This window comes from Denitrobaculum tricleocarpae, assembly GCF_007004665.1.
Lineage (GTDB): Bacteria > Pseudomonadota > Alphaproteobacteria > Kiloniellales > Kiloniellaceae > Denitrobaculum > Denitrobaculum tricleocarpae.
This window is the reverse complement of record NZ_ML660072.1, coordinates 13,423-36,026: the sequence shown is the minus strand read 5'-3', so window position 1 is coordinate 36,026 and position 22,604 is coordinate 13,423. Positions and strand designations below refer to the sequence as shown.

General features: G+C 60.4%; 23 protein-coding genes. 16 read left to right on the top strand and 7 right to left on the bottom strand.

The features are described 5' to 3' along the window. Positions 1-249: 249 nt before the first annotated feature. The 5 genes from FKG95_RS28865 to FKG95_RS28840 all read right to left on the bottom strand — a co-directional run bounded on the left by FKG95_RS28865 (position 250) and on the right by FKG95_RS28840 (position 8,369). The gene (locus tag FKG95_RS28865; RefSeq protein ID WP_142899940.1) at positions 250-2,154 is read right to left on the bottom strand and encodes an ABC transporter ATP-binding protein; all 1,905 of its coding nucleotides are present in this window, start codon (positions 2,152-2,154) and stop codon (positions 250-252) included. Positions 2,155-2,678: 524 nt separating this feature from the next. Then, positions 2,679-3,404: a PEP-CTERM sorting domain-containing protein gene (locus tag FKG95_RS30060; protein WP_218940405.1), complete on the bottom strand. Its 726-nt coding sequence runs from the start codon at positions 3,402-3,404 to the stop codon at positions 2,679-2,681. 394 nt (positions 3,405-3,798) lie between these two features. Beyond that, entirely contained in the window at positions 3,799-5,379 is a 1,581-nt protein-coding gene (locus tag FKG95_RS28850; protein WP_142899939.1) for an alkaline phosphatase D family protein, read from the bottom strand. Between the two features lie 153 nt (positions 5,380-5,532). Further along, positions 5,533-7,209, bottom strand: coding sequence for a glycoside hydrolase family 25 protein (locus tag FKG95_RS28845; RefSeq protein WP_142899938.1), 1,677 nt, complete (start codon positions 7,207-7,209; stop codon positions 5,533-5,535). Between the two features lie 233 nt (positions 7,210-7,442). After that, positions 7,443-8,369, bottom strand: coding sequence for a LysR family transcriptional regulator (locus FKG95_RS28840; protein ID WP_142899937.1), 927 nt, complete (start codon positions 8,367-8,369; stop codon positions 7,443-7,445). Positions 8,370-8,469: 100 nt separating this feature from the next. Between FKG95_RS28840 and FKG95_RS28835 the strand changes: the two genes are divergently transcribed. The 11 genes from FKG95_RS28835 to FKG95_RS28790 all read left to right on the top strand — a co-directional run bounded on the left by FKG95_RS28835 (position 8,470) and on the right by FKG95_RS28790 (position 14,929). Next, positions 8,470-9,315 (top strand): enoyl-CoA hydratase/isomerase family protein, encoded by an 846-nt coding sequence (locus FKG95_RS28835; protein WP_142899936.1) that lies wholly within the window; start codon positions 8,470-8,472, stop codon positions 9,313-9,315. A 111-nt stretch (positions 9,316-9,426) separates the two neighbouring features. Next, a complete protein-coding gene (locus FKG95_RS28830; RefSeq protein WP_142899935.1) occupies positions 9,427-9,732 on the top strand; it encodes a DUF1330 domain-containing protein in 306 nt (101 codons plus the stop codon). Positions 9,733-9,802: 70 nt separating this feature from the next. After that, entirely contained in the window at positions 9,803-10,582 is a 780-nt protein-coding gene (locus tag FKG95_RS28825) for a CmcJ/NvfI family oxidoreductase (protein ID WP_142899934.1), read from the top strand. A gap of 80 nt (positions 10,583-10,662) precedes the next feature. Beyond that, positions 10,663-11,454, top strand: coding sequence for an SDR family NAD(P)-dependent oxidoreductase (locus FKG95_RS28820; RefSeq protein WP_142899933.1), 792 nt, complete (start codon positions 10,663-10,665; stop codon positions 11,452-11,454). Between the two features lie 483 nt (positions 11,455-11,937). Next, positions 11,938-12,117 (top strand): hypothetical protein, encoded by a 180-nt coding sequence (locus FKG95_RS28815; RefSeq protein WP_142899932.1) that lies wholly within the window; start codon positions 11,938-11,940, stop codon positions 12,115-12,117. Then, entirely contained in the window at positions 12,110-12,283 is a 174-nt protein-coding gene (locus tag FKG95_RS29845; protein ID WP_179954333.1) for a hypothetical protein, read from the top strand. Before FKG95_RS28815 ends, FKG95_RS29845 begins: the two co-directional genes overlap by 8 nt. A gap of 430 nt (positions 12,284-12,713) precedes the next feature. Then, entirely contained in the window at positions 12,714-12,893 is a 180-nt protein-coding gene (locus FKG95_RS28810; protein ID WP_142899931.1) for a hypothetical protein, read from the top strand. A gap of 31 nt (positions 12,894-12,924) precedes the next feature. Beyond that, on the top strand, positions 12,925-13,155 hold the full coding sequence (locus FKG95_RS28805) for a hypothetical protein (RefSeq protein WP_142899930.1): 231 nt from the start codon (positions 12,925-12,927) through the stop codon (positions 13,153-13,155). 409 nt (positions 13,156-13,564) lie between these two features. Then, positions 13,565-13,879, top strand: coding sequence for an ArsR/SmtB family transcription factor (locus FKG95_RS28800; RefSeq protein ID WP_142899929.1), 315 nt, complete (start codon positions 13,565-13,567; stop codon positions 13,877-13,879). Next, positions 13,876-14,262 (top strand): SRPBCC family protein, encoded by a 387-nt coding sequence (locus FKG95_RS28795; RefSeq protein ID WP_142899928.1) that lies wholly within the window; start codon positions 13,876-13,878, stop codon positions 14,260-14,262. The genes FKG95_RS28800 and FKG95_RS28795 overlap by 4 nt, the downstream gene beginning before the upstream one ends. A 46-nt stretch (positions 14,263-14,308) precedes the next feature. Further along, positions 14,309-14,929, top strand: coding sequence for an ATP-dependent Clp protease proteolytic subunit (locus FKG95_RS28790; protein WP_142899927.1), 621 nt, complete (start codon positions 14,309-14,311; stop codon positions 14,927-14,929). A 56-nt stretch (positions 14,930-14,985) separates the two neighbouring features. Here the strand turns inward: FKG95_RS28790 and FKG95_RS28785 are convergent, their stop codons facing one another. Then, positions 14,986-15,873, bottom strand: a complete 888-nt coding sequence (locus FKG95_RS28785) for a LysR substrate-binding domain-containing protein (protein WP_142899926.1) — start codon at positions 15,871-15,873, stop codon at positions 14,986-14,988. Between the two features lie 210 nt (positions 15,874-16,083). Here FKG95_RS28785 and FKG95_RS28780 point away from each other — a divergent pair, with 210 nt between their 5' ends. The 3 genes from FKG95_RS28780 to FKG95_RS28770 are packed head-to-tail and all read left to right on the top strand — an operon-like array spanning position 16,084 to position 18,691. Further along, entirely contained in the window at positions 16,084-16,797 is a 714-nt protein-coding gene (locus FKG95_RS28780; RefSeq protein ID WP_142899925.1) for a class II aldolase/adducin family protein, read from the top strand. Between the two features lie 10 nt (positions 16,798-16,807). Next, positions 16,808-17,518, top strand: a complete 711-nt coding sequence (locus FKG95_RS28775) for an HAD-IA family hydrolase (RefSeq protein WP_142899924.1) — start codon at positions 16,808-16,810, stop codon at positions 17,516-17,518. Between the two features lie 3 nt (positions 17,519-17,521). After that, on the top strand, positions 17,522-18,691 hold the full coding sequence (locus FKG95_RS28770) for an aminotransferase class V-fold PLP-dependent enzyme (protein WP_142899923.1): 1,170 nt from the start codon (positions 17,522-17,524) through the stop codon (positions 18,689-18,691). Between the two features lie 189 nt (positions 18,692-18,880). On the opposite strand, the gene FKG95_RS28765 is transcribed toward FKG95_RS28770, so the two are convergent. Beyond that, on the bottom strand, positions 18,881-19,681 hold the full coding sequence (locus FKG95_RS28765; protein WP_179954332.1) for an MBL fold metallo-hydrolase: 801 nt from the start codon (positions 19,679-19,681) through the stop codon (positions 18,881-18,883). A gap of 434 nt (positions 19,682-20,115) precedes the next feature. Here FKG95_RS28765 and FKG95_RS28760 point away from each other — a divergent pair, with 434 nt between their 5' ends. Both FKG95_RS28760 and FKG95_RS30290 read left to right on the top strand, forming a co-directional pair. Then, positions 20,116-21,117 (top strand): DMT family transporter, encoded by a 1,002-nt coding sequence (locus FKG95_RS28760; protein ID WP_142899921.1) that lies wholly within the window; start codon positions 20,116-20,118, stop codon positions 21,115-21,117. A gap of 393 nt (positions 21,118-21,510) precedes the next feature. After that, positions 21,511-22,266: a PEP-CTERM sorting domain-containing protein gene (locus FKG95_RS30290; protein WP_246116939.1), complete on the top strand. Its 756-nt coding sequence runs from the start codon at positions 21,511-21,513 to the stop codon at positions 22,264-22,266. The last annotated feature ends 338 nt before the right edge of the window (positions 22,267-22,604 follow it).

Sequence of the window (22,604 nt, the reverse complement as noted above, 5' to 3'; positions counted from 1 at the left end):
ATCCGAGACCACTCTTCGTCGCTTAGATAAAATAACTTTCTGCCCATCCAAACCTCCTATCATCAGAAAGCTTGAATCACAGTTCCAATGTCACGAAAAGCACCAATTGAGTACAGACCCTAGAGCGAAATGTGTTTCGTTGAATCGGATCATCTCAAAACTTGCGCCAAAGAGCAGTTGGCGAGATCAGCAGATCGCTGATCGAGAGGCAGCGAGTTTTGAGGCTGATTAAACGCATTTTGCTCTCATTTAAGCTGACCTCTCCTGCTCAGCCTCCTCATCGGCCTCCGTGCCGATGAACCCGCCCGACTGGCGGGACCAGAAGCCGGCGTAGAGGCCGCCCAGCGCAAGCAATTCGGCGTGGGTGCCCTGCTCCGCGATCTGGCCGTCATCGAGCACGATGATCCGGTCCATGCGCTGGATCGTGGAGAGACGGTGGGCAATCGCGATCACCGTCTTTTCCGCCATCAGGCCGCCCAGGGCCGACTGGATCAGCGCCTCGGCCTCGGAATCCAAAGCCGAGGTGGCTTCATCCAGCACCAGGATCGGCGCGTCCTTCAGAACGGCCCGGGCCAGCGCGATCCGCTGCCGCTGACCGCCGGAGAGCTTCACGCCCCGCTCGCCCACATGGGCATCATAGCCCCTCCGGCCCTTGGGGTCGGAGAGACCGGCGATGAAGTCGTCCGCATAGACCAGCCGGGCCGCCCGGCGCATCTCGGCCTCACTGGCGTCAGGCTTGCCGTAGAGGATGTTGTCGCGCACGGAGCGGTGCAGCAGCGCCGTGTCCTGGGTCACCACCGAGATCGAGCGGCGCAGGGACTCCTGCGTCACACGGCTGATGTCCTGGCCGTCGATCTCGATCGCCCCGCCCTCCACGTCATAGAAACGCAGCAGCAGGTTGATCAGGGTGGACTTGCCCGCGCCCGAGCGTCCCACCAGACCGACCCGCTCACCGGGCCGGATCTCCAGTTCGATGCCATGAAGTCCGCCCGCGACCGGCCTCTTGCCGCCAGGTGCGCCCTCAGCCTGATGCGCCGGGTCCCGGCCATAGAGATGCACGACCTGCCGGAAACGGATCCTGCCGCCGCTCAGCGCAAGATCCGGCGCCTGCGGGATGTCGACCACACCATGCGGCTGGGAGATGGTCTCCATGCCTTCCTTGATGATCCCGGCATTCTGGAAGAGCTGCGAGGTCACCCACATGATCCAGCCGGTCATGGCGTTCAGCCGCAGGGTCAGGGCCGCCGCCGCGGCCACCGTGCCCAGCGTGGTCTCGCCCTGCTGCCAGAACCAGACCGCCGCCCCGACCGTGGTGACGATCAGCACACCGTTCAGGCTCGCCAGTCCCGCCGTCATGGCGGTCATGCGCTGCAGCAGGCGGGCGAAGCGCAGCCGATGCATGGCCATGGCCGTGCGGGCATAGGCCTCCTCCCGCGCGGAGTGGGCGAAGAGCTTGACCGTCTGCATGTTGGTGTAGGAATCAACGATCCGGCCGGTCACCAGCGAGCGGGCGTCGGACATGCGCTTGGAGGCATCTCCGATCTTCGGGATCAGCAGGTAGAGCAGCGTCAGATAGGCCGCCAGCCAGATAACCAGCGGCAGGATCAGCCGCTCGTCCGCGTTGACCAGGATCAGGATTGCGCCCAGCACATAGGCCGCCGCGTACCAGATCGCCTCGAAGAACATATAGGTCGAGTCTTCGACGGCTGGACCGGTCTGCATCACCCGGTTGGCGATCCGCCCGGCGAAGTCGTTCTGAAAGAAGCCGACCGACTGTCCCAGCAGATGCTTGTGCGCGCGCCAGCGCACCTGGTCCAGCAGGTTCACGGACATGCCGTGGTTCAGCAGGGCGATGCTGCCGACGATCACGATGGGCCGTGCGATCAGGATCAGCAGCACCACGACCGCCAGCTCGATGCCGTGACGCGCCGAGAAATTCTCCGGTCCGGCCGCCGCCATCAGGTCCACCAGACGGCCCGCATAGTAAATCAGGCCGGTTTCGATCAGCGCCACTGAAAGGCTCATGACGGAAACCGTGGCCAGCACACCCCGGAAAGGTTTCAGATTGTGCAGCAGGTAGGGCCACAGCCGGTCGGGCGGCGTGCCGTCGACGGATCTGAAGGGATCGATAAAGGACTCTAAAAAACGGAACATGATCTCGTATCCTGCATCGCGATGGCGAAGCGCTGCACACTGCAGCCTGCCGCCATGTTCGAATGATGATGAGGTTGAGAGGGATGAAAATCCGGCGCCGTCTGATCTAAATCAGAGCCCGATCTATGTCGGAATCCGATCTAAGTCGGGGCCGGTTCGAAGGCGGATCCGCCCCCGAAGGGCGAGATCACCAGGTCGGTGAGAGGTCGCGATACATTTTCATCTTCATGCTCCAATTAAAGGCGGTTCGCGTTTTTCCTGAAACGAAAAACCTCATAATTTGCGTTCGAAATCGGCACTATGCTGATTGAGAGGCAGTGAATTATGAGTCCGCTCAAATGCGAATTGCTCTGTGGGCAACAAAAACTATACGATCCTGGCGGGTAAGTCGAGTCCCCAAATGCCCGTAATCAGAGGCATTATTGTGGTCATGAAATGGATGGCGCATCTCGAAGACCGCCCCTGAAACAACAAACCCCGCAGGAAAAGCGGGGTTTGCGATGCGTTCGAAAGGGTTATCGGTGTCAGGCTCTGGCGCGGCTCTTGCGGCGCCGTAAAACACCCAAACCAGCCAGGCCCAGGCCGAAGAGCGCCAGGGTCGCCGGTTCGGAAACCGGGGTCGCCTCGATCAGCCCATACTGCAGCCGGTCGAAACCGATAAAGTCCGGCAGGCGCGTCGTCGCGGCGAAAGTCACGCTGGTAAAGCTTGAGTCCTCGTCGAAGAGGCCGAGAAAGAGTTCATTTCCATCCGCCCCTCTGAAGTTTTTGAAAACATCGAAGAATTCGTCGCCATCGATGCTGACCCGGAGCGTATTGCTGAAGAACTTGAAAGAACCGAAATCGGCGATGTCGATCCCGAAGGCATTGATTGCCGTGTCGAAGGTAAAGTTGAAGACACTGTAGCGATTGGCGTTCCAATGGACGGCGTGATCGCCCTCGGTGATGAACCGCTGGTTGTGTGTTATCAGGATGCCGGGGCCCGGCCCGTTGATCGTGACGCCGCCCGTGGTGACCGGGTCAGGCTGCAGGATGTTCAGAGACTCGAAGCCCTCCATGGTCATGGAGCCGCCGTTGACGGCTGCATTGAAGGCCGTTTCGTCAGTGTGGACCATGGGTCCCGCGCTCACCGGCGCCGTCTCTACGACGGCCAGCGCCGCGACAAATGCCATCGCGCCCAGAAGCGCCGCGCGGCCCTTGTTGTGCAGTTTCGTCTCGCGCCTGTACCAGAGATTTAGATTTAACACGTTCATTTTCCGCCGATTTTCTGTTTTGAGACTTCCCCGGACCGATTCCCCGCTTCGTACGATCACGTCGACGACACATCAGCAAGTTGCGTGCCAGAAACCACCAATGGTGGTTTTCGGGGAATTTGACCCTGCTGAGCGATGAGCGCGAAGGCGGTCTGTAAAGGAAAGCGACGCTTTCGCACGCCACTGTCTTAAAACTGTAAAAACCTCCGACAGAGATTTACCTTAAGTCGGCCTGAAGCGCCCGAAAACCCGCCGCGCTTGACCGTGTAAAAATGTAAAGCTACACGACAGACGGCATGGACAAGCGGCGTCTTTAACACCGTCCCAGCTTCAAAAAAATGGAGGGCCCAAGCGGGCCCTCCGGGAAGTTTACAGGGAGTACTGTTGGTTTCTGTCAGGCGCGCCTGGGCTGGAGCACAACGCTGTAGAGGTCCTGGTCGTCGATGTCCTTCAGGGTGACGGTCATCTCTTCGCTCTCGCCGTTGATATCGACCCGGCCGAAGAACTGCAGCTTTTCGCTCGGCGGCAGATTGGGTTTGCCGCCCGGGTTTTTGGTGAAGATCACTTCCGGGCCGAAGGTGTTGTCCATCTCGCCCGGACCGAAGGAGCCGGCGTGGATCGGGCCGGAGACGAATTCCCAGAAAGGCATGAAGTCCTGGAACTGCGCCTTGTTCGGGTCGTAGTAGTGCGCGGCGGTGTAGTGCACGTCGGCGGTCAGCCAGACCGTGTTGTCGATCCTGGCGTTCTTGATGAAACGCAGCAGCTCGGCGATGTCGTGCTCGCGGCCCAGCACCGGGCCGTCGCCGTTCGCCCCGTTCTCGAAGGTGTTCTTCTCCCGCCAGTTGTCGTAGACGATCAGGCCCAGCGGCATGTCGCTGGCGATCACTTTCCAGGTGGCGTTGGAGGCCAGCATCTCCCGCTTCAGCCAGCGCAGCTGCTGCGCGCCGAGGAAGGCGGTCTCCGCCGAAGGCTCCGGCTGGTTGTTGGCGCCGTTCGGGCCGCGGTAACTGCGCAGGTCCAGGAAGAAGATATCCAGCGAGGGGCCGTAGCTGATCTTGCGGTAGACCCGCTCGGGCTCGTAGGGGTTGCTGCGCAGCGGCATGTACTCGTGAAAAGCCTGCGCGCCGCGGGCGAAGAGCAAAGACGCGCTCTTGACCTTGTAGCGGTCGTCGGAGATCAGCATCTCGCCCGGATACCAGTTGTTGACCACCTCGTGATCGTCCCACTGGGCCAGCATGGGCACCTGTGCATTGAAGTTGCGGACGTTCTCATCGAGCAGATTGTATTTGTAGTTGCCCCGGAATTCATTGAGCGTCTCGGCGACCTTCGACTTCTCCTCGGTCACCAGGTTCTTCCACAGGGTCCCGTCGGGCAGTTCCTTCTGCGCCTCGATCGGATTATCCGCGTATATCGTGTCCCCGGAATGGATAAAGAAGTCCGGGTTGTTGTCCTGCATGGTCTTGTATCCGCGCATGCCGCCCCAGTCTTCGTTGATGCCCCAGCCCTGCCCGGCGGTATCGCCCGACCAGACGAAGCTGATGTCGCGCTTGGCGGCGGGCGATGTGCGCAGGCGGCCGGTCATGGGCTCGCTGCTGCTGTTGACGTTATCCAGATCCTGCCACTGGGCCCGGTAGAAGACGTCCTGGCCGGCAGGCAGGTCCTTCAGCGTCATCTTGGCGGTGAAGTCGCTGTCCTCCAGCGCCGCGGGACCGCGCAGCAGATGACCGTTCTTGAAGGATTCCGTCGTGGAGACCTCGACCATCAGTCGCGAGGGCCGGTCGGCACGCGCCCAGATCACCCCGCCGTCGGCGGAGATATCGCCGCTTTGGATACCGTGGGTGAAGAGCGGCCGGTTCAGCTGCGCGATGGCCGGTGCCGGGAAAGACTTGACGGCCAGAAGACCGGCGGCGGCGGTGCCGCCGACCAGCACCGAACGGCGGCTGACGCTGCGCGCGGAGGATTTGGATTTTTTCATGGATCGACGCTCCCTGGTTTGTCTCAGGATGAGTGCTCTGCGGGCGAGCGGTCTTGATGCGCCCGCAGCATGAAGCCCGTTTGACGGAAGCGTGAAGTTTTAAAGTCGGCGCTCCGCTCTGAGAGCCTGAACCCGAAGTCTGTCGGCCAAAACCTACATCTGCGGCGCGGTCGTAAAGGCCGCGAAGCTCTCGGCGGATCCGTTATAGATGTTCAGGTCCACCACCGATTCGACGCCCGGCAGCTTCGCCGTGCCCAGCAGCCACAGGCGGTAACCCTCCGCGCCCTCCGGCAGAGCCGGTATCGAGTTTTCGAAGTCCTTGATCCAGAGCGGCTTGGCGGCCAGCTCGGCGGGCATATCCAGCTCTTCGATGATCTCCCGATTGATGAAAAGCATTGTCTCCCGCCCGGTCTTTTCTTCCAGGATTGAGAGGAACCGGCTCACCTGGGCGAAGTAGTCTTTCTGGTTCTCATCGGTGATCGCGGTATCGTAAGTGTTGCGCGCCAGCCCCACCGCCGGCGGCAAGGCCCGCGCGGTTTTCTTATCCCGGAGCGCCGCCAGGAAACTCTCCGCCTGTTCTTCCGGCGGCTGGCCGAAGCGGAAAAAGTGATAGAAGCCCAGCGCGATATCGTCCTTCTTTTCGAAGGCGCTGTAGTCGCTCCAGTAGCTCTCGATCAGACGGTCCGGCGTTCTGCCGTAGGTCGCGCGCAGGATCGCGAAGCGCAGATTGCCCTGATGCAGATCCGCCCAGTCGATCGACTTCTGGAAGTGCGAGGCGTCGATGCCGAAGATCCGTGTATTGCCGCTCGCGCGCACCTGTTCGGCGATGGGCTTGACCGGCACCACCTTCCCCGGCGTCACGTCGAACCCGCTGACCCTGACCAGGGCACGGCTGTAGCCCAGCGACCAGGTCAGGTCGTTGCCCTTCTTCAGCGCGCCGGTCACCTCGAAGCGCGCCTGCTGGAACCCGCCCTGGGGCAGCCGCACCGATTTCTTGATGCCGTCGAGTTCAAAGAACAGCCCCTGCGCGCTGACCGGCGCCTTGCGGGTCACGATCCGGCTGGCGCTGGGCCGCAGGCTCATGCTCTGCCCCACCCGGTAGCCGCCTTCATCGAAAAAGCTCACCTTGATCGGCACCGGGTTCTTCTCCGTGATGCCGGCAAAGCGCAGCCGGAGCGACACCCTGCGCTCGCCGTAGAGGCTTTCGCGGCTGATCGGTGCCACCGGGTCGGCGCCCGGCAGCGGAACGGCCCTGAGCGTGACGCTGGAGGGCAGCTCCCGGACAGCGGCACCTGGCACGATACTCGGACTTGGTATCAGACTGGGGCTGGGAACCATATCCGGCGTGACAACCGTTTCTCTACCGGGTTCAGCGCCGGGAGTCTCTGTCGTCTGGGCATAGGCCGTGCCGCCGAAGGAGAAATTCCAGCTGCTGCGCTCGATGGGCGCGAAGGTCTCCGGATCGACCAGCCGCTCCTCTCCCGCCGGCGAGACCGGCGCAGGGCGGGGCGCGTTGTCCGCGTCCTTGAGGCCCGAGGCGATGGAGTTGATCAGGGCCGGCGCGCTGATCCCGATGATCAGGGCCTGGCGCAGGGACTTTTCCCCGAAGGCAAAGGCCAGGATCGCCCCGATCACGAAAAAGATCGCCAGCCCCAGGTAGATCCCGTAGGCCGGTTCGGGCGTGTAGGGATTATCGACATAGGTCGCCGCCAGCCGAGAGAGTGTCGGCAGCATCCCGCCCGTCCCCGCAACGATGGCCGGAAGTATAAATTCGGCCAGATCGCGGTGATGACCTGTTCCGGGCGCAACCGCATCAGCTATCTGTGCCACAGTACTCTCCCCCTTATCTCATACCCTCAAGTCTTTATTGTAATTGAATATTAACCATAATCACAGTCGAAAAGAAAATGACGCTCAGGCCGCTGTAATTCGGTTGCGGTGAACAGAAGTTAAACTGACGGGTTTAGAAAATCTTGTTTTAAACTTGTAGTGTTCGACAAGCGCTGAATTTGGCAACGGCATAACTTATCCGCCGGCGCAGGAGCATGGCCCCCACCCCATCACTACTTCGTGTTACCGAGGAATTCCTGTTCCCGCGCGAGCGGTTTGCCGACCTCTTCCAGCAGAAAATCCATGAAGACACGCACCTTCGCGGTCAGCACGTTGGACTTCGGATAGACGAGCCAGAGCGCCGTTTGATCGTCCAGGACGAAATCCGGCAGCACCCGCCGAAGCGCGCCGGCCTCGAGCTCTTTGTGAACGCTCCAGATCGAGTTCATGGAAATGCCCGCCCCTTCGACCGTCGCGATTTTCTGGCTCAGGCCGTCATTGAGAACCAGGCGGCAGTCGGCGGATTGCGGATCGAAGAGGCCGGTCCGACCGTCGGCCGCCTTGAGGCGGCGCGCAGTCTGGTTCCGGAACCCGATCAGCTGGTGACGGTGCAGCTCTCCCGGATCGCGCGGCACTCCATGACGCTCGAGGTATGCGGGCGAGGCACAGAGGATCCGGATGTCGTCCGCCAGTTTCCGGGCCTTGAGGCTCGAATCCGCCAGCGCCGCGTTGCGCAGCGCCAGATCGAAGCTGCCGTCGATCAGGCCGTACATGTTGTCGGAGAGTTGCAGGTCCAGCCTGATCTTCGGGTGCGCCGCCATGAAGCCCTTCAGCAGCGGCGCGATGTACATCTGCGTGAAACTGCTCGGCGCCGTAAAGCGCAAGGTTCCGCTGGCCTCAGGTGTTTCCAAACCCAGAGCGGTCCGCGCGGCCTTTTCCTGCGCCAACAGTTCCCGGGCGAAAGGCAGAAATTCGGCCCCTTCCGTCGAGAGACTGACCTTGCGGGTCGAGCGGTGCAGCAGGTCCGCCCCGAGGCTTTTCTCGAGCTTTGCCAGGCGCGTGCTGGCGACGGCGGGCGCCAGTCCCAGCCTGCGGCCTGCTTCGCTGATGTTCAGCCTTTCGGCAGCCAGGACAAAGAGGCGTACGCTTTCGAGATTCATTATTTTATCCAAAATGCGAATTATCAATTCAAATATTGCCAGTTTAATTTCGAAATCAATAAAATATCTTAAGCTTCAATCACAGAGAGGAGCACATTTCATGGCTGACGACAGCTTCGCCACCTTCACGCTATCGATCGAAAACGCGATCGCCTGGGTGACCTTCGATTATCCCCCCGTCAATATTCAGGGCCTGCCCATGCTGGCGGACCTCAACAAACTGGCTGACCGCCTGGAGCCGGACCGCGACATCAAGGTCGTCGTCTTCAAATCCGCCCATCCGGAAATCTTCGTAGCGCACGCGGACACCAATTTCCTGAAAGACATGTCGACCACCGCGGTTTCACGAGATCGGGTAGAACTGCTCGACCTGCAGACGACCCTCGAGCGGGTCAGCCGGCTGCCGCAGGCGACCATCGCCCAGATCGAAGGCTTCGCCCGAGGCGGCGGCCATGAATTCGCCCTGGCCTGCGATATGCGGTTCGCCGCCCGCGGCAAGGCGCGCTTCATGCAGATGGAAGTCGGCATGGGGATTCTGCCCTGCGGCGGCGGCGCCTCGCGCATGGCCAGACAAATCGGGCTGGGCCGCGCGTTGGAGATCATTCTGAGCGCGGAGGATTTCGACGCGGACCAGGCCGAAGCCTACGGCACGATCAACAAGGCGCTCGACGCCGACAGGATCGCGGCGCATGTGGCCGCGCTCGCCGAACGCATCGCCCGATTCCCGGCGGATTCGATCCAGGCCTGCAAGGAGACTGTCTATGCCTCGATCGACCTGCCCATCGCCGACGCCCTGAAGGAAGAGGCCTACTGGCTCTATCAGGCCATGAGCAAAACACCGGCGCAAAAGCGTTTCCAATACGCGGATGACAACGGGGCGCAGTTCGACATGGATAACCAGCGGGCCTGGAACGACCTGGTGATCTCCATTCAGGACGTGACGTAACCGGGCACCGCCCGGACCTTTCGAACGCGCGCAGAAATGACAGGGGGACAGCCCGCAGCGCCACCCGACTGGCGCTGCCCTTCCCCTCATTCCAAATAAAAGGAAAACCCGATGACCTACTATTCCGTTCTGGCCGTTACCCCCACCCGCGATGACTGGGTGCCCGGATACATCGGTCCGGCAAACCGGCTCGTGGCCAAGCACGGCGGCCAGTACCTGGCGCGCACCGCAAGCCATGAACAGCTCGAAGGCGAGGCCAGCGAGGCCGCCCTGCGGATCGTGATCCAGTGGCCCTCCGCCGAAGCGGCAAAGGCCTTCATGTCCGACCCTGAATACCTGCCGCACCTGGAGGCCCGCACCGCCGGCTCGAACAGCCAGCACTTCCTGGTCGAAGGTAAAGACGACCTCGCCCCATAAGCAGACAGCGCTGCCGGTCCTGTTCGAAACCGGCCCGGCAGCAAACCTCAATCTTCGCAAGGATGCCCCGATGCAAACGACCGCCATTGTGAACTATCACGTCAGAAGCGACGGGCCGCAGGCTTTCCAGATCGACGCGGGCGGCGAGCACGGCAGGCTGATTTCGCCGGCGCTGGCGCCAACGCAGGTGCGTCTCTCCGACCTGCGCGGCGGCGATGTCTCCGCAAGCTTTTCCGAGGACAGCCTGGCCATCCTCAGCTATCCCTCGCAGGTCCGGGATTTCGGCGCGGACGAAAGCTGGCGGGAGGTCTATGACCGGGAACTGCGCGTGCTCCTTGAACGGCAGGTCGGCGCAAGGGAGGTCATCGTCTTCGATCACACCCTGCGCATCGACGATCCTGACTCGGCCCGCAAACCTGCGCGGAACGTCCACAGCGATTACAGCCCCGCCGGGGCGCACCAGCGCCTCCGGGATCTGATCGGCAAGGAGCAAGCGATGGAATGGGAAGCCGGTCACTTCGGCTTCATCAACATCTGGCGGCCGGTCGGAAATGCGATCAACACCGCGCCACTGGGTTTCGTCCGGCCGGCCTCGGTGAAGCCCCGGGACTGGGTGGAGATCGGACTGATTTACCCCGACCGCATCGGTCAGATCATGGGCCTGGTTGCGAACGACAGCCATGACTGGATCTATCAGTCGAAAATGACCCCCGATGAGGTCGCTTGCTTTAACATCTACGACAATCGCGGGCTGTCCTCCATCGCCCACAGCGCCCTGGACCGGGTCGAGAATCCCGCCCTTCAGGTCACCCGCATGAGCCTGGAGAGCCGCACGCTGGTGAGGTACTGACCCGGCATTTTCTGACGAGACTGTACCCAGGCGCCCGGCGGAGAGGTTCGGTCCGCTTTTGCAGACAAAGGACAAGAGAGATGACAAAGACAATCCTGATCACCGGCGCCACCGACGGCATCGGCCTGGAGACCGCGAAGCTGCTGGCGGCCGAAGGGCACAAACTTCTGCTGCACGGTCGCAACCCGGAGAAGCTGGCCCGCGCCGCAGAGGCCGCCGGGGGCGACAGCGAGACCTATGTCGCCGACCTCTCGCGCCTGGCCGATGTCGAGGCCCTGGCCCAGGCGATCGGCGCAAAGCACGCGCACCTCGATGTCCTGATCAACAACGCGGGCGTATACAAAACCCCAAACCCGGTCACACCCGAGGGCCTGGACGTTCGTTTCCTGGTCAATAGCCTCGCCCCCTTCGCCCTGACCCGGCACCTGCTGCCGCTGATGCCCGCCGATGGCCGGGTCATCAATCTCTCCTCCGCCGCCCAGTCCCCGGTGAACATCCGCGCCCTCGCCGGAGAGGTTCAACTCGGTGAGATGGAAGCCTACAGCCAGAGCAAACTCGCCATCACCATCTGGACCCGCGAACTGGCCGCCAGCCTGCCCGACGGCCCCGCCATCATCGCCGTCAACCCCGGTTCGCTCCTCGCCAGCAAGATGGTCCAGGAGGGCTTCGGCATCGCCGGAAGTGATCTTGGCATCGGCGCGGACATCCTCCGCCGCGCGGCCCTGTCGGATGAATTTGCCGGGGCGTCAGGAAAGTATTTCGATAATGACCGCGGCGGGTTTGGAACGCCGCATCACGATGCACTGGATGAGGCGAAGGCGCGGGAGGTGATGACAGCGATTGAAGCTCTGCTGGAGGGCTTGAAGGGTTAGACGGGTTCATGCCGGATGCTGCTTCAGGATGTCCTTTGCCTGCCGGCAAACTCGATCGCGCGCTGAATCGGAGACCGGCCCCATCCACAAATACCGTTGGCGAGGCAGGTTAAAACCGGGCACGGGACGCCTTAATCATGACGTCCGTAGTACACGTCATGAGCCCTCCAAGCGCCGCTCAATCCTGCAACGCGTATCAGCGCTCACCCGCTCGCAAGCGTGACGCATTCCGGCCTGGCGGCGACATGGCCTCTTAGAGAGCGCCGGAAGAAGCAGTGGAGGCCGCAGGAGAGATCCGCGGTCCGGCTTCGACAGCGAGAACCCGGGTCTGGTGAAGCGCGGAACAGCTGCGTGGCCGGCTTTTCTTTCATCAGCCGCATGCCTGGCGCACCTCTATTGGGACTCTCCTCCACCGGGCCCGCGCGCGCCAGAGAATGAAAAGCCCGTCTGTGCATCTTCGATCCGAAGCAGAGGAATCCTGAAATGTTGAAGACCGCAAAATCGAAGGCCGAAGAGCAGTTCGCCGCGACCCAGAAGAAAGACCAGAAGGCCCTGCACGAGAGAGACCAGGCCCGGCAGAAGAGCGCGGAACACACCGCCAAGCTGCGCGCCCTCCGCCTGGCCAAAGAGGCGGCCGATAAGGAACAGAAAGACAATGGCTAGAACACCCAATTACAATTTCGAACGCAGAGAGCGCGAGCGGATGAACGCGGAAAAGAAGGCCAAACGCGCCGCTGCGAAGAAGGAAGCCAGGGAGAAAAAAGCCGCGCAATCCGAGCCTGCCGCGCAAAGCGACGCGCAGGATCTCCCCTCACCCACCACCGAGTGACCGTACTTTAGTGCGCTTTGTGTTTTCTTGAATCATAAAGCTTCAAAATCTGCGTTCGAGACCAGCAGCAAGCTGTTCGAGAGGCAGCGGATTTTGAATCCACTTAAACGCCCGGCTTAAACGCAAAATGCACCACCGCGTTTTGTGTTTTGCTGTCTCACAGCCAGGGGTGCGCTGCATAATATGACGGGTTCAGACGGCTTCGCTCCTGACGATCCGCAAAACCGGCGCCTCACCTCTCACCAGAAGAGAGCGCGCGGATTTACGTAAATTAACCAAACCCTAAAGCTCTTCCTTTAAAACCTGATCCGGCCGATCGCGCGCTGCGTTCAATCCAAAACATCTGCTCGAAGGCCGGTTCGGCACAGCGTTCGCACTGCGGACAGCGTTCAGACCGGCCGGACAATACAATTCATACCAAGGAAATATCATGAGTAACGAAACCAACTTCCTCATCACCTACGGCCTGCATCATTTTGTGACCCACGCCCAAAGCGCGGGGAAGCACATCTTCACCATTAGCGGCCGGGAAAGTCAGAAACTGATCCGCCACGCCAAGTCACTCATCGCGGGACACTACGGCAATACCGCCCGGATTCGAGTGGCCTGACCTTTACAGATTCGGAAAGAGAAACAGAGCAATGGCGCGCAAAAAACCCAAAGGCAAACTCGCCGGATTTTCGACGTTCAACGTCACCTACGAAGACGGCATGGTGACCTCGAACCGGCGGGTGTCGAGCGAGCTGCTCGACCAGTCCTTCGGCGACTCCCTGCAGGCCCTGGCGCGCACAGCCATCGAGGACCAGGACAACGAAATCGCCCAGCGCTCCGGCCAGCGCCGCGCCAGGATCAAGTCCATCGCCGAGGTCTGACCTCCGCTGGAGATGATTCTGTCTGGATCATCAGGGCCCGGCTCGGGTGCATGAAGGCTGACGCCTTGTCGTCCCCTGCTCTACGGCGTGTCGAGGGGCGGCGTGTTGACGTGCCGCGTAACGGTCGAGCGTCGCCAGGCATTGACGACAGCCTCAGATGACGGGACGTCTCCAGGAAGGCGGGCGGCAAGATCTCAAACTCTGCGCGTCTGCACGGAGACTGACGCAGACATTCAGATCCGCCCCCCACAGATTTGACCTTCTTGAACGACCGGACAGCGCAAACGCTGCCATATCTTATCCGTGACCTGCGGGGGCAAACCAACCACAGCTTCCCCCTTTCGGCCAACAGGAAACGCGCCCGCAAAAACAGCTTGCCAATCACATAAGTCAATGCTTATGTATTGTCATGATGGAGAATGAGATCTTCCGGGCGCTGGCCGATCCCACCCGCCGCAGTATCTTCGAGAAGCTGGCGGCCGGCGGCATGAACGCCAGCAGCTTGCGCGACGGGATGGAGATCAGCCAGCCGGCCATGTCCCAGCATCTCTCGGTGCTGCGCAAGGCGGGGCTGGTCCGCGAGGAACGGCAGGGGCGGTTCGTGAACTACGAGGTCGATCCCGACGGCCTGCTGCTGATTGCCCGCTGGCTCGGAAAGTACCGGGCCTACTGGCCCGCCCGGATCGACGCCCTGAAGATACTGCTGAAGGACATGGAACCATGAGCGAAGACAAGCATGAAGAAGAGGCAGCTGATCAAGAGACGGCGGATATCGTGCTTGACGCCGAGCTCGATGCGCCGCCCGAGAAGGTCTGGCGCGCGATCAGCCGTCCCGAGTTCCGCGAGCAGTGGTTACCCGGCCGGGATTTGCGCAATGCGGAACCGGTTTCGTCCGAAGCAGAAGCGGAAATCAGTTACCGCATGAAGGACGACGCGCCGCCTTTCCTCGAGAGTATCGTCACCTTTCGGATCACGCCCCATGCAGACGGCAGGACACGCCTCAGAATCCTCCATGTTCTGGCGGACGAACGCGTGACACCGCAGCCTCTCGAGGCCGCGAACAGCAACCGGCCACTGCTCATGCGGGCGATGCTGCGCGCCGCCTGACCTGCCGCACCGGTTAACAGGACAAACAGAAGACAGGAGTTCGCCCATGCGCGAAGCGATGCAACTCGTCCCCATGGTGGTCGAGCAGTCCAGCCGGGGCGAACGCTCCTTCGACATCTATTCCCGGCTGCTGCGCGAGCGGATCATCTTTCTGAACGGCGAGGTCAACGACACGGTCTCCGCCCTGGTCTGCGCGCAGCTGCTCTATCTGGAGGCCGAGAACCCGAAGAAGCCGATCCAGTTCTACATCAACTCGCCCGGCGGCGTGGTCACCAGCGGCTTCGCTATGTACGACACCATGCAGTATATCCGTGCGCCGGTGCACACGCTCTGCATGGGCACCGCCCGCTCCATGGGCTCCTTCCTTCTGATGGCGGGCGAACCGGGCCAACGCGCGGCCCTGCCCAACGCCAGCCTGCACGTCCACCAGCCCCTGGGCGGCTTCCAGGGCCAGGCCTCCGACGTGTTGATCCACGCCGAAGAGATGCAGAAATCCAAGCGCCGCATCATCCGCCTCTACGCCGAACACTGCGGCCGCAGCATTGAAGAGGTCGAACGCAGCCTCGACCGCGACCGCTTCATGACCGCCGGGGAAGCGTTGGAGTGGGGTTTGATCGACCGGGTTTTGCAGGAACGGAAAAAAGAAGATCCGGCGGAGGCTCAGTAAAGTGGGTGGGGATTCGAGTGGGGCGGAATCGCAGCCTAAGATCTGCGGAAACAAGCTCACCCGGTAAGTCTGTCCCTCATCGCACTGCGCAGGCTCTCCCCGAAGACTGCGTGAATGGTTGCTGATACATGAGAAGCGTTGGGGGCTTCCTCGTTTGAGCGGTGAAGCGAAATTGCGACCTCCGTCAACGGCGGCAATCCAACCTGCCCGTCTACGATGCGCAGACTGTCGGGTATGCAGGATGCTTCCATGACGCCCACCGCTGAGCCACTGAGCAGCGCGCTTTCGATCAGGCCGATGCTCCGGGTCGAATAGGCCACGCGCCATTTTCTGTCGGTTTGCCTGAGGGATTCCAGCGCGATTTCCCGGCTGATACACTTCGGCGGCCACAAGATCAGCGACAAGTCATCATCGGGGTCGTTGATGTAGCCCGGCGATGCCACCCAGTGAAGGGGTTCATAACACAGGATCTGTCCCGAGACCGCATCGGGTGCGTGAACCGCGATGGCAATGTCCAGGTCTCTGCTGTCAAGCATCCTCAGCAAATCGGGCGTGTTTTCGCAAACGACTTCAATCTGAAGCCGCGGGTGTTCCGCTTCGATGACGGACAGAATTTTCGGCAACACCAAAGTCGCATAATCGTCCGGAGCGCCAATGCGAATGCGCCCTTCGGCTTCGGGGTGCCGTATTTGAGAGAGTGCGGCGTCGTTCGCCAAGAGGATACGGTTCGCATAGACCTTAAGGGCCTCGCCTGTTGGCGTGATCGAGACGGATTGGCGGGTCCTGTCAAACAGCGGCCTGCCGACGATTTCCTCCAGCCGTTTGATCTGCAGGCTGACAGCAGACTGTGTCCGCGACACCGATTCCGCGGCCCTGGTAAAGTTCAGGTGGGCCGCAACAGCCAAGAACGATCTCAATAGATCGATTTCGAGATCACGTCTCATCGCGCGTTATTTCCATTCTTAATAACAATAATGATTATAACTCGTTTTGATAATAACGAGAAGGTCCGTAATGCTACGCCCCGGGATAGCGAGATATCCCGGCAGCTGTGTCTGGAACAACCGGTGACACAGGCACAGGCCCCATGGGCTTCGCTTGGCGGAAAGACAGGCCAGGACCGTCGGCCTTGCCACACGAGAGGCTAGGATGAAATGAATGCAACAGAGTTACGGGAGGATCTCGCGGCGGCCCATCGCATTTTCGCGATCGAAGCTCTGAACGAAGGCACCTGGACGCATCTCAGCTGCAAACTTGCTGCGGAAGACCGATACCTGGTCACGCCCGGCGACACGCATTTCTCGATGGTGCAGGCCAGTTCACTGCTGTTGTACGACAGAGCCGGGCAATTGCTGTGCGGAAACGGCAAGGCAAATCACGATGCCGTGCCGATACATCTTCCGGTCTATGAAGCGAGGCCGGACATCGGATGTATCCTGCACTTCCATTCCCCGCACGCGACGGCCCTGACGCTTCTGAAAGCACGCGCTTTTGATACGCGGCTTAGCCAGACGGCAGCCTATTTCCATGGGAAAATATCTTACCTAGACAGCTATGCCGTGCCACGGAACAACGCGGACGAGGGGCTGCAGATAGCACGTGCACTTGGCCGGAAGAAGGTGCTTTTCATGAAGAACCACGGCGTCCTGGTTGCGGCCTCCACTCTGGCCGATGCAGTGGTCTCGGCCTATCAGCTTGAGAGAGCCTGTCAGCTTCAGGTTTTGGCGATGGCCACCGGCGCGGACATGGCAGAAATGGACGAAAAATATGTCGAGTTTCTGGCGGCGGAAGACTGCAATGGCGAGCCTGGATACTTCGCGGGCATGAAACGCCTGCTGGACCTCAAGCAACCCGATTTCAGGCTTTAGGAAAACACTGATGAAGACCTTGGAAAGCCTTTTTCAGGACGCTGAGACGACGACGCTCACATTCGATTGCTATGGAACGCTGGTCGATTGGGAAGGTGGCGCCGCTGCCGCACTGCGGGGCATCTATGGCTATTCAAACGCGCTCGTTTCACAGGATCAGTTGATCCAGATGTTCCTGGCCCTGGATGCTCGGGAAATCAGGAAAAATCTTTTTCCTTACAGCAGGGTTCTGGAAAATGTCGCAGACCGGATTTCCGAAAAACTCCTGGGCCAGGCACAGCCGGGGCGTGGAACCGAGTTTGCCGGTTCCTTACCGGACTGGCCGGTTTTCGATGAAACCAACGCTGCGCTTGCAGAGCTTGCAACGCGGTTTCGCCTGGCAATCATTTCCAATGTGGATGACAGTCTTTTGGCGCGGACACTCCAAAAAATAGCTGTCCCGTTCGACGCCGTTGTAACGTCCGAGCAGGTGCGGTCCTACAAGCCCGACGTATCGATTTTCAAGGAAGCGCTGCGCCGGCTCGATGAAAGACCGGACAAGATCGTCCATGTCGCGGAAGGACTGTGCGAAGCCGTTCCGGCAACAAAACTTGGCATGCGCAGCGTCTGGGTCAGGCGTTCCAATCGCTCTTACGACGGCAGCGGCGCGAGACCTGGCGCAACTGCCCGGAATTTGGCCGAGGTGGTTCAAGCGTCTTTACCCCGGGTGAAAAGGATTTAAGTCGTGATCGATATCGAGAAACTCCGTTTGGACACCCCGAGCTGTGAGAAGGTGCTGCACTTCAACAATGCCGGTTCGTCCCTCATGCCCGCGCCGGTTTTCGACGCGCTCCAACGTGTGCTGCGCGACGAGAACGAGGTTGGCGGATACGAAGCCGAAAGGCGGGCGCAGGACGATATCCAGGCTTTCTACAGCGAGTTTGCAGCTCTTCTGAACGCCGAACCCGATGAGATCGCATTCGTCGAGAATGCAACGCGCGCATGGGACATGGCGTTCTACGGTCTGCATTTGGAACCCGGTGACAGGGTCATCACCCACGGGTCCGAATACGCGTCCAATTACCTCGCGCTCCTGCAGCAGTCGCGCCGCCTTGGGTTTGAAATCGATCTCGTCCCTTCGGACGAGTCGGGTCAGATCGATGTCGAGGCCTTGGACGATATGATCGCGCCACGGACGAAACTGATCGCGATCACACATGTGCCGACACAGGGCGGCCTGGTGAACCCTGCCGCCGAGGTGGGGAAAATCGCGAGAAAACACGGCGTTCTTTACCTGCTGGATGCCTGTCAATCCGTCGGGCAGATTGACTTGGATGTCGCGGAGATCGGCTGCGATATTCTGTCCGGCACGGGGCGCAAGTTTCTGCGCGGTCCGAGAGGCACGGGATTTCTCTATGTCCGGAAAAGTACCCTCGAGAAGATAGACCCGCCCTTTATCGACCTCCTGTCCGCGAAATGGACCGGGGCGAACAGCTTTGAGTTTGCTAAAGGTGCGAAGCGCTTCGAAAACTGGGAAAGCTATGTCGCCGGCCGCGTCGGTCTGATGGAAGCCGTCCGCTATGCGCGAAAGGTCGGACTCGCGAACATCGAGGCCCGCGTGACCGGACTTGCGCAAGACCTGCGCGCTGCGCTCTCGGCGATCGAAGGCGTTTCCGTCCATGACCTGGGCCGGAAAAAATGCGGGATCGTCACCTTTACGAAAGACGGCATCGCCCCCAAGACCATTGCGGACAGCCTACGGGCCGATCGCATCAACGTCTCCGTCTCCCCCATCACCTGCGCGCGCCTCGATCTCGAGCCGCGCAATCTCGAGGCTCTGACACGGGCGTCCGTGCATTACTTCAACACACACGACGAGGTCGCCCTCTTTGTCGACGCGGTAAAAGAGGCATAACCGAAAACGGCCGCCGGAAACGTTTTTGCGAAGGGGGAAAGTCCGCAGTGCGAGCATAAAACTGCTGCCAAAAGCATCCGGCAATAGCCGGGGTCTGATCTGATGTTATGAATGATACATCACTGGGTAACGCACAATTTCAGATCTGACCCCGATCACACAGATCTGACCCCGATCACATGATATGCTCTAGCCATCCATGAAGCCCTCGATCCGTGCGATCTGATGATGGGTTCCACGGATATTGAGTTCTACCCAATCATCGAACTGCCTCAGTGCCGCAAATTCCGGGACCGCGGCCAATCCGGCGCGCAGTGTCCGCACAACCTCTTCAATGTTGCGTTTGCTGGCAATTCCCTCAGCCACACCATCGCGCAATGCCTCGAGATAACGCCGCTCGATTCTCGCTTCGGCCTTCCCGCCAGTATCCGCATGGCCTGGCGATGCAATTTCCCAGTCCATGGCATCAATTGCGTAGAGCGAACGGATTGTGCCCTCCACGTCATAGCGGGCCAAATCGCGATAAGGCATGCGGTTGATAACCAGCCAGTCCACTGCGGATAAAAGCCGCTGATCTGGAACGCGCAAGCTGATTGAGCCGCGCCCGTCGTTGGGACCGTGGTAGCGCAGTTCCACCAGACGGCTTCCCAGACGCAAATCGAAGCCGTTGTCAAAGGTCATATCCGGCAAGCGGGTGTTCACGCCCATCCGCTCCATACTTTCGCGCGCAAAAGCGTGAGATAGATAGCGGGGAGAATGTTCTTCGAATGCCTGGCCGCCAGACACATGATCGGCGTGGTTATGAGAGTAAACAACCCAAGAAACGGGCTTGTTGAAGCGGTTTTTGATTTCGGCGTTCAACCAACCGGCAAAATCCGGGTTGAGAGTATCAAACACGATCATGCCTTCATCGGTCTCGATCAGCAGTCCAAAATGCCGATCTTCACGGGTCCGCCAGATACCGTCACGGATTGGTAAGACTTCACGCACCTGCTCCTGGGCGTTTGTAGAGCGGGACATCAATGTCGCCGCCGCGACTGTGCCCGCGGCACCCAAAACGAGTTGACGCCTATTGATGCTAACTGAGTCTGAGATCACGGTCTTCGCCTCTATTCTGTGAATTGGAATCCGGACGCAAGCGCCTGCCACTCGCACAGAGCTGGTCCTCTCGGTTGTAGTGTTGAAGGGCGTCATCAATCACGAAGACGTGAGACTTGCCAGGCGCTTGGCGACTGGAGCGCTTGGCTTTCCAACTCCTCCCAACCGAAACACAGTGTCCGGAGTCTGCTGTCCGGGGTCAGGTCGGAAACTGTGCGTCCGGCAAGATAAGGTCTCCCAAAACCTCCCACCACACTCCTGACAGCACGCTGTCAGCGCCCCTCCGGTAGCTTCTCGCAAACACCGAGAAACAACGACAGGCCCTCATGGCAGCCCCGCAAACAGGAACCAACATCGCGCTCGGCACGCTTTACATGATCCTCGCGGCGCTGCTGCTGGCGCTGGGGGCGACCTCGGCGCGCTTCGCGGCGGGCGGGATGAATGTCTTTACGCTGGTCTTCTGGTCGAACCTGGGGATGTTCATTCTGATGTGCGCCTGGGTCTTTGTCCGGCCGCCCGCCGGCGGCATCGGGACGAAGCGCCTGCCGCAGCATTTTCTAAGGTCGGTCTTCACCACTGCCGCCCTGGTGACCTACTTCTACGCCCTGGCGCGGATTCCCTTTGCCAATGCGGTGATCCTGCAATCCATGGGCCCGCTCTTCGTGCCCGTTCTGGCGCTGATCGTTTTTCGCCGCTTATCGGACCGCTACGTCTGGCTCGGCGTTCTGATCAGCTTTTTCGGGGTCGCGATGATCGTTCAGCCCGGGCAGCCCGGTCAGGCCGGCATGTCGCCCGGAGACGCCGCCGCGGTTCTCGCGGCCCTGGGCGGCGCGGCGGCGGCGCTGGTCATCTGGTCGCTCTCGACCACCGAGCCGCCGGTCCGGCAGATGTTCTACTTCTCGCTCTTCGCCCTGCTGCTCTCGGCCATCCCTCTTGTCTGGATCTGGGATTGGGCCTGGATCTGGAACCGGGCCTGGGACTGGGACCCGCCATACGCCGCGCAGGTGATCCCCATCCTCTGCATCGCAGCCTTCACGATCATCGGTCAGTACTTCTACGCCAAGGCCTTCGCCGCCGCTCCAGGGGATAAAGTCAATACCTGGAGCTACATGACCATCGTCTTCGCGGCCATCATAGGCTTTATCGCCTGGGACGAACCCATCCTCGCCATGACCGCGTTCGGCGCGTGTCTGGTGGTCGGCGGCGCCCATCTCGCAACCCGGGAACGCCGGTTAGCTGATCATGCGGATTCGGCGGGTCAAACAGAGTCTAGGGGGTCAAACAGAGTCTGGGGGCCAGCGGAATTGCGGCGCCGCCACAGGAGCTGAGAAGGCGTAACCTGTCCCGCCGTCTGGAAGCCTCCCCGTCGGCGCCGGAGGAACCGCCGGACGCCCCACACACAGAAAGACACACAAAAACACATCTGCATACAAATATAATTCTACATACAATACTTACAGTTACATGAAAATCAGCGTCGAAAAACCTTACAATACTTCAAAAAATTTTCTTTATCAGAATCAAATAGATAAAAGCAAAATATATGCGGTAATACAAATACTCTGATTATTTTCCGTCAGAAAGTTTTACAGTTTCAGCGCAATCCTTTTCTCGATCGTACAACTATTGATATAAATCAAATCCTTAACAAACTGGCACGTCTGTTGCTTAACCCAGATCTCGTAATCGGCGTTAAACAATCCACTCTCGGGGAAATTTGAATGTTCAGAACTTTAGGCGCATCGCTGCGGGGCAGCGGATGCGGGTCACGCACGTTGGCCGGCGGTCAGCGCAGGGGAAATCACCGCGCGGCCGGGATCAAAACCGGTCTTGCTCTCGGGCTCACCCTCGCCCTTGGCGTTTTCACCCTCGGCCAGACGGCGCAGGCCACGCCCATCCAGCTCGACGCCGCGCAGTTCACGGCACAGACGCAGGGGCTCACGGTCACGACCGAGGACTTCACGGGCGTGAGCGGCGAAAAGCCGAACCCTTACAGCTTTACGAACGGAACCTTCACGGGCCGCACCCCCATCGTCGTGGGGTCGGGCAGATCCTGTCCGAACAGTTTCTGGTGCCTGGCCGATGCAGGGCGGCCGCAGGAGACCAAGACAATTTCCGCGCTGCCGGCGGGGACTCAGTTCTGGGCTGCGGAGCTGTCCATGGAGTCCCGCACGGACAATCCCTTCGACATTACTGTGACCGGAGGAAGCGGAACCCTGGAGATCACCGGCCTGGTTATGGACAAGCTCAATTTTCTCGGTTTCTTCGATCCGCTCGGCATCCTCTCGGTTTCTTTTCTGAATAAGGGAACTCAGGTCGGAAACAGCAGGCGGTACAGCTTTTACAGCTTCGATAACATCCGCACGGCGGGCGGCCTGGCCGTCGACCCCGTCGCCGTATCCGAACCCGGCACGCTCGCCCTCCTCGGCCTCGGGCTGCTGGGTCTCGGCATGCTCCGGCGCCGCAAAGCGGCCTGACGCGACCCGGAGCGGTCTTAGAATTTGCAGACCTGTCACGTCCGAACAGAGGGCCGTCTCACTTAAAGTGGGATGGCCCTCTCTGTTGGTCCCCTGCGTGTCGCATTCAATGACAGAAACGTCTTCTCCAACCGACCCAAGGCATTGTTTGCAGAGCACAACGCGTTCGGGTCGGCTGGAGACTGCAATGTAACGCGCCATGCACAGGTGCGTGGCGCCTTTTCCCTGGTCCCGCCCGTTCTCTCTCAAGCCGCCCGGAACTCGGATGCCCGGAGCTCGGAGAAAGGCGGATCCGGAAACCGGCCGGCTACAAGGCTGGACGTCATGACGGAATCCGA

What these genes read in the sequence shown, in the direction of transcription:
- FKG95_RS28865 (WP_142899940.1), bottom strand. Translation starts at nt 2,154, where the DNA reads ATGTTCCGTTTTTTAGAGTCCTTTATCGATCCCTTCAGATCCGTCGAC.
- FKG95_RS30060 (WP_218940405.1), bottom strand. Translation starts at nt 3,404, where the DNA reads ATGAACGTGTTAAATCTAAATCTCTGGTACAGGCGCGAGACGAAACTG.
- FKG95_RS28850 (WP_142899939.1), bottom strand. Translation starts at nt 5,379, where the DNA reads ATGAAAAAATCCAAATCCTCCGCGCGCAGCGTCAGCCGCCGTTCGGTG.
- FKG95_RS28840 (WP_142899937.1), bottom strand. Translation starts at nt 8,369, where the DNA reads ATGAATCTCGAAAGCGTACGCCTCTTTGTCCTGGCTGCCGAAAGGCTG.
- FKG95_RS28835 (WP_142899936.1), top strand. Translation starts at nt 8,470, where the DNA reads ATGGCTGACGACAGCTTCGCCACCTTCACGCTATCGATCGAAAACGCG.
- FKG95_RS28830 (WP_142899935.1), top strand. Translation starts at nt 9,427, where the DNA reads ATGACCTACTATTCCGTTCTGGCCGTTACCCCCACCCGCGATGACTGG.
- FKG95_RS28825 (WP_142899934.1), top strand. Translation starts at nt 9,803, where the DNA reads ATGCAAACGACCGCCATTGTGAACTATCACGTCAGAAGCGACGGGCCG.
- FKG95_RS28820 (WP_142899933.1), top strand. Translation starts at nt 10,663, where the DNA reads ATGACAAAGACAATCCTGATCACCGGCGCCACCGACGGCATCGGCCTG.
- FKG95_RS28815 (WP_142899932.1), top strand. Translation starts at nt 11,938, where the DNA reads ATGTTGAAGACCGCAAAATCGAAGGCCGAAGAGCAGTTCGCCGCGACC.
- FKG95_RS29845 (WP_179954333.1), top strand. Translation starts at nt 12,110, where the DNA reads ATGGCTAGAACACCCAATTACAATTTCGAACGCAGAGAGCGCGAGCGG.
- FKG95_RS28810 (WP_142899931.1), top strand. Translation starts at nt 12,714, where the DNA reads ATGAGTAACGAAACCAACTTCCTCATCACCTACGGCCTGCATCATTTT.
- FKG95_RS28805 (WP_142899930.1), top strand. Translation starts at nt 12,925, where the DNA reads ATGGCGCGCAAAAAACCCAAAGGCAAACTCGCCGGATTTTCGACGTTC.
- FKG95_RS28800 (WP_142899929.1), top strand. Translation starts at nt 13,565, where the DNA reads ATGATGGAGAATGAGATCTTCCGGGCGCTGGCCGATCCCACCCGCCGC.
- FKG95_RS28795 (WP_142899928.1), top strand. Translation starts at nt 13,876, where the DNA reads ATGAGCGAAGACAAGCATGAAGAAGAGGCAGCTGATCAAGAGACGGCG.
- FKG95_RS28790 (WP_142899927.1), top strand. Translation starts at nt 14,309, where the DNA reads ATGCGCGAAGCGATGCAACTCGTCCCCATGGTGGTCGAGCAGTCCAGC.
- FKG95_RS28785 (WP_142899926.1), bottom strand. Translation starts at nt 15,873, where the DNA reads ATGAGACGTGATCTCGAAATCGATCTATTGAGATCGTTCTTGGCTGTT.
- FKG95_RS28780 (WP_142899925.1), top strand. Translation starts at nt 16,084, where the DNA reads ATGAATGCAACAGAGTTACGGGAGGATCTCGCGGCGGCCCATCGCATT.
- FKG95_RS28775 (WP_142899924.1), top strand. Translation starts at nt 16,808, where the DNA reads ATGAAGACCTTGGAAAGCCTTTTTCAGGACGCTGAGACGACGACGCTC.
- FKG95_RS28760 (WP_142899921.1), top strand. Translation starts at nt 20,116, where the DNA reads ATGGCAGCCCCGCAAACAGGAACCAACATCGCGCTCGGCACGCTTTAC.
- FKG95_RS30290 (WP_246116939.1), top strand. Translation starts at nt 21,511, where the DNA reads ATGTTCAGAACTTTAGGCGCATCGCTGCGGGGCAGCGGATGCGGGTCA.